A 2,937-nucleotide genomic window follows, 5' to 3' on the forward strand; every position below is an offset into this window, starting at 1 on the left:
AAGGATTGGAAGATGCCGCCTATCACCTGGCGGCAAGCAGTCAATCAGTTCGCCATTCTGTTCGGCGAGCGATTCACGAGCGCCATGAGCTGAGATCTTTTAACCCGACCTCAGCACACGAAATTCCCGACACCTCCCTTTGCCTGCCTCGCTGATGACGACGCCGCCCCGGGAATGACCGACGAGCACGACGCGACCATTCTGCCGATCGTGTTCGGGCCGAGCACGAGGTGAAGATCGCGCGCATGGAAGCAGTATGCGATGCGCCCGCATGCTTCGCTCACAGCCGCTTCTCCGCCGACCTTGCATTGGCCACCGAACCCCCGCTATTAAGCGGCAGCTTCGACGGAATGCTGTACGTGTCGACCATCGTCGCGGCCGACGTGACGGACTCGCCGATCCTCAACTCCCGACGCACGTGATTCAGGCGCACCTCCCGAAGGTATGCGATTGGATTCAGGCCAAGCGCTTCCTGGAAGGCAAGCCCGCCTTGCGCCGAGGGTAAAGTTTCACCTGTCTCCGTCGATATATCGACGGAGACTTCGCCTAAGTGAATTGGGTCAAGGCATGTCATTCGCCTGTCCTGGCGTCCATCTTCCTGCTCACCTGGTCCTATACAATCCAGCGGGTCTGTGGAGACCGAGGCAACAAAGTGCCTGCGGGCCCGGTCGCTTACACCTCGCTTTCCCGAGCATTCCGGTAGACCATGATTCGATTTTCGAGCTCCCTTTTTAACAGGCCGGCGCTGTTTATCTACGCTGGAATCGGAATCACACTCGCGACCACGGGAGTCACGGTCGCCTCGCTTTACGAAATGAGGCTCGACGCGATGGCGCAGGCGCGCGATGCCGCCCAGAATATGGTGATCTCGCTGCAAAACGAGATCGAGCGAAATCTCGACATCTACCAGCTCGCCATGCGCGACGTCGCGACAAGTGCCGAGACGGCCAGCATCGTACGGCTTCCCCCGGACGTCCGGCAGCTCGTCGCGTTCGGTTCGGCCACCAATGCGAAGGAACTGGGTGCCCTGTTTGCGACGGACGCAACGGGCAAGCTCGTGCTCGACTCGCGTTCGATTCAGCCGCGAAACCTGAATGTCAGCGACCGCGACTACTTCCAGGTTCAGCGGCGCCAGAAGAATGCGGGCCTCTACATCAGCGCGCCTTACGTGCCGTACACCGCCGCACCCGGACTGCCGCATATCGCGCTAAGCCGGCGGCTCGAGGACAAGGACGGCGGTTTCGCGGGCATCGTCGGCGGCACGTTGCGGCTCAGCTATTTCCGGCAACTTTTCGAAGACTCGATACTCGGCCAGCACGACACGATTACGTTACTGCGCACGGACGGAACGGTTCTCATGCGTCAACCGTTTCACGAGGGTGACATCGGCAAGTCCCTCGCGAGCGGTCACTCGTTCGGGCCGCTCGTGCAAGCCGATCACGGCACCTATATCGATATAGCCGTACTTGACCACATCGAGCGCCTATATACTTTCCGGCGGATCGGAAGCTATCCACTCGTCGTCGTCGTTGGCTTTGCGACGGACGACATCTTCGCAGGATGGCGCAAACGAGCGATTGCAATTGGTATCGTCAGCGTCATTCTCGATGCGCTTCTCATCCTGCTGTCACTGATGTTCAGCAGACAATTGCGCAAGAGACTGGCCATGGAGCGCCGCTTGAAGCGACTTGCCTGGTTCGACTCACTCACGGGTCTGCCAAACCGGACGCAACTCCAAAGAGAAGCTCTACGGATTCTGACGAACGCCAAACGGATGGGGTCGACGCTCGCGGTGCTGTTCATCGATCTGGACCGTTTCAAACGCGTGAACGACACTCAGGGCCATGCCGTCGGTGATGAGGTCCTGAGCCAAATCGCACGACGCCTCCAGAACGAGATCCAGACTGGTGACATAATCGGCCGACTTGGGGGAGACGAGTTTCTCGCCGTTCTGCAGGAGTGCGACATGCTAAAAGCCAAACGTGTCGCCGGGCGCGTTCTGCAGGCCGTGTACCAACCGATCCTCATCAACTCGAAGCAAGACACCCGCATCACGATCAGCGCCAGCATCGGTATCGCGCTCTCGCCGCACGACGGGGAAGAAACCGACATCCTGCTGCGCAACGCGGATCTGGCGATGTACAAGGCCAAGAGTGCGGGACGCAACCAGGTGCGGTTCTATGCTCCCGAGTACGAGCGTCAGGCGAAGGAGCAACTCGAACTGGAGATCGCGCTACAGCGGGCATTGCGAGGGAACGCCCTGAGTGTCGCCTACCAGCCCAAGGTCGATGCCACAGGCGTGCTACGTGGTGTCGAGGCGCTCGTGCGGTGGGACAACGCCGGGCAAAGCGGCATTGCGCCGGATCGCTTCATCGCCATCGCGGAGGAAAGCGGGCTGATCGCGGAGATGGATGCCTGGGTGATGGGCGAGGCCTGCAGGCAACTTGCCGAGTGGCGAGCCGAAGGTCTTGACGTACCCAACATGTCGGTGAACGTCTGCGCCGCAGACTTCAAGCGTCCGGATTACCCAGGCTTCGTCACCGATACACTGCAGGCTCATGGTCTGGTTGCCGCAGACCTGACGCTCGAGATGACCGAGCGGGTCTTGTTCGATGAATCGGTCGAAGATATTCGCAAATCGCTCGATGCCATCCATGCACTTGGCATCGCACTGTCGATCGACGATTTCGGCACGGGCTACTCATCCCTGAGCTACCTTCACCGATTCGCCGTCAAGGAACTAAAAATCGACCAAAGCTTCGTGCAGGGCATCGGCAGGGACAAGATGGCAGAATCGCTGGCGCAAACGATTGAGCGTGAGCACGTAAATCGATGGGGCAATGATCAAGATAAATGATGTTGAAGGAATCAAGTAAAACGGGGGCGATGATGCCCCCGTTGTCGTTTCAGAACGGCTCGTCGGCCGGCCGGTGCGGC

Annotated in this window: 2 protein-coding genes; one reads left to right on the forward strand and one right to left on the reverse strand. The window is 59.6% G+C overall.

Annotation, left to right across the window (positions count from 1 at the left end; all coding sequences use genetic code 11):
• Positions 1–280: 280 nt before the first annotated feature.
• The gene (locus AB4Y32_RS40180) at positions 281–574 is read right to left on the reverse strand and encodes a hypothetical protein (RefSeq protein WP_368726542.1); all 294 of its coding nucleotides are present in this window, start codon (positions 572–574) and stop codon (positions 281–283) included.
• 132 nt (positions 575–706) lie between these two features.
• On the opposite strand from AB4Y32_RS40180, the gene AB4Y32_RS40185 reads away from it, so the two are divergent.
• Positions 707–2,857 (forward strand): putative bifunctional diguanylate cyclase/phosphodiesterase, encoded by a 2,151-nt coding sequence (locus AB4Y32_RS40185; RefSeq protein WP_368726543.1) that lies wholly within the window; start codon positions 707–709, stop codon positions 2,855–2,857.
• The last annotated feature ends 80 nt before the right edge of the window (positions 2,858–2,937 follow it).

It is taken from the genome of Paraburkholderia phymatum, from assembly GCF_040965635.1.
In the GTDB taxonomy this organism is placed as follows: domain Bacteria; phylum Pseudomonadota; class Gammaproteobacteria; order Burkholderiales; family Burkholderiaceae; genus Paraburkholderia; species Paraburkholderia phymatum_B.